Source organism: Microcystis sp. M53603_WE2 (genome assembly GCF_030065435.1).
Map to the genome: position 1 here is coordinate 1 of NZ_JASJFF010000531.1, position 2,584 is coordinate 2,584.

The following is a 2,584-nucleotide window of genomic DNA, read 5'->3' on the forward strand; positions in this document are numbered from 1 at the left end:
GCACAAAGTATGATATGAAACCAACGTATTTCTGGCTGCCAGTAATTATTGCAGAGTAGGATGGGGAGAAGGGAGAATAAATAAAAATAATCCTCCTGACTGGAAAGAGGGTGTAGGGTGTGGGGTGTGGGGTGTAGGGAAGGAAACCTCTTTCATCTGTGGTGGTGAAAATTTTTTCATCAGGACTGACGCCTGACGACCGACGCCTGACGACCGACTCCTAACCCCACCAACCAACTTTTTCAGCCAACCCTAGTTATGTCTGATTTACGTCAATATGCTCCGGCAACAGAACGCAATCGTCAGCCGATTTTAGAAGTTCTCAGCCAATTTTTACCGAAGACTGGGAATATCCTAGAAATATCTAGCGGCACGGGTGAACACGCTGTTTTTTTTGCTCCTCGTCTTGCTCCTTGTCGTTGGATTCCCTCGGATTGTAACCCTCTGGCTCTAGATAGTATTCGCAGTTGGTGCGATTATTGTCCTAGTTCTAATCTCGATCGCCCCCTATTTATCGATGTTCATCAGTCAGTTTGGGCGGTAGAGACGGAAAATATCGTTATTAATGCGATTGTTAATATTAACATGATTCATATCGCCCCTTGGTCCGCTTGTTTAGCGTTAATGGCAGGAGCGAGTCGCATTCTCAGTCCGGGGGGAATTCTCTATCTTTATGGTCCCTATAAACGACAGGGAAAACATACTTCTCCTAGTAATGAAAGCTTTGATTTTTCTCTCCGTTCTCAAAACTCTACTTGGGGAGTTAGGAATTTAGAAGATGTGGTGCAAGCAGCGAGCGATCGAGGTTTACAATTGTTAGAAGTAATTCCTATGCCAGCTAATAATCTCTCGGTTTTATTTGCCTTAACATAGCAATTATCAGTGAACAGTAATCGGTAATCAGCTTCTAAAGGCAAAAGGCAAAAGGCAAAAGGCAAAAAAAAGAATCTGGCAATTCTCCTACCTAAAAAGAAGGTTATAAACTAAGTACATCAAAGCTTTTAGCTTAACCAATTAAGTAGGGAGGCACAATTATTTGTAGGATGGGTTAGCGGTAGCGTAACATAATCGGGCGTTGGGTTTCATGCTTCAACCCAACCTACGTTCTGATCACTGAAAAAAGCTCCCCACTTCCCACTGATAACTGATAACTGATAACTGATAACTTATTTCCAACCAGCGCGATTCATTACCTGTACCGCTTTGGCTAAATTAGGACCATAATTAGCCACGCTAACTGTATCTTCTTTCCCGCGTCCGAGTTTTGCTAGGAAAGGGTCTAAAGCAACCCCTGGAACGACGGGATATTCTCGATTACCCTTAGCAAAAAAGTTCTGTGCTTCATTGCTAGAAAGATATTCTAAAAATTTAATGGCCGATTCTCGATTGGGGGCAGTTTTAATTAAACCACCACCGCTAATATTAACGTGAGTGCCGCGGCCTGCTTGGTCGGGGAAAATTACGCCTACTTGGTCATAAATTGCCCGTTTAGCCGGGTCTTTTTCTTCGGCATACCCCGCTAAGTAATAGGTGTTAGCTAGGGCTAAATCGGCAATTCCTGCGGCTACAGCTTCGATTTGTGCCTTATCATTACCCTGGGGTGAACGGGCAAAATTAGCCACTAATCCCCGACACCATTTTTCTGCGGCCGCTTCCCCTTGGATGTCGATTAACCAAGCGGTAAAAGATTGACTATAGATGTTACTGGATGACCGGGTGACGACTTTTCCTTTCCATTTGGGATTGGTTAAATCTGCATAGGAATCGATTTCTCTGGGGTTAACTCTGTCTTTGTTATACATGATTACCCGCAAGCGTTTACTAAACCCGAACCAGTGACCTTTGGGGTGACGCAAATTAGCGGGAATTCTTTGGGTGAGAATGCGGGAATTGACCGGGGCAAAAATTCCCTGTTGGTCGGCCCGCCATAATCTCCCGGCATCTACCGTCAGGAGTATATCAGCAGGACTATTGCTGCCTTCGCTTTTAATCCGTTCGATTAATGGATCCGCTTCCCCTTCCACGAGGTTAATTTTTATTCCCGTTTGTCGGGTGAAGTTGTCATACAATCGTCGGTCGGTGTTGTAGTGACGGGAGGAATAGAGGTTTAATTGTTTAGTTTGGGCGGAAACTTCGTTTATTTTCCCTAATTGACCCACTGCTAACGCTAAGGTGGCTGTTCCCGCGCCTAGAAAGACTCTCCGAGTTATTTTATCGTTCATTGCTCGATTCTTGGTAAAGTTGTCTTTTCCTATTGTACAGCTATTGAGAATAATTCTTATCTGCGGGAGAAATTATTTGTCGAACTAGGGCGGTAAATGGGGAAAAATCGGGCGAAAATCAGGTTTTTTTGTTTTGATGGGGCTAATAAATCCTCGAATCTATCGCTAGTTAAGTTCAATAAGCCCGAGATGTTACCCTAAGCTCGATCGAGGGTATTGTGGATTGACATCCTCGCCGCCGTAAAACGGACGGCGATTCCCAAACCTCACGATTTAGGTTTCTGCTTCTTTCCCTTGCGGGGTTCCGCACCTGCCTTAACAGATTTACTCTGTTCTGGTCTTATGGTCGCTCTACAGACTGA

At 44.4% G+C, this 2,584-nt stretch carries 3 protein-coding genes; 1 reads left to right on the forward strand and 2 read right to left on the reverse strand.

The genetic code is table 11. The features are described 5' to 3' along the window. Positions 1 to 45: 45 nt before the first annotated feature. Positions 46 to 180: a hypothetical protein gene (locus PX481_RS11050; protein WP_260324551.1), complete on the reverse strand. Its 135-nt coding sequence runs from the start codon at positions 178 to 180 to the stop codon at positions 46 to 48. A gap of 78 nt (positions 181 to 258) precedes the next feature. Here PX481_RS11050 and PX481_RS11055 point away from each other — a divergent pair, with 78 nt between their 5' ends. Further along, a complete protein-coding gene (locus tag PX481_RS11055) occupies positions 259 to 873 on the forward strand; it encodes a DUF938 domain-containing protein (RefSeq protein ID WP_002762072.1) in 615 nt (204 codons plus the stop codon). Between the two features lie 293 nt (positions 874 to 1,166). Here PX481_RS11055 and PX481_RS11060 read toward each other — a convergent pair whose 3' ends face one another. Further along, positions 1,167 to 2,222 (reverse strand): Fe(3+) ABC transporter substrate-binding protein, encoded by a 1,056-nt coding sequence (locus PX481_RS11060; protein ID WP_002762070.1) that lies wholly within the window; start codon positions 2,220 to 2,222, stop codon positions 1,167 to 1,169. Positions 2,223 to 2,584 lie beyond the last annotated feature (362 nt).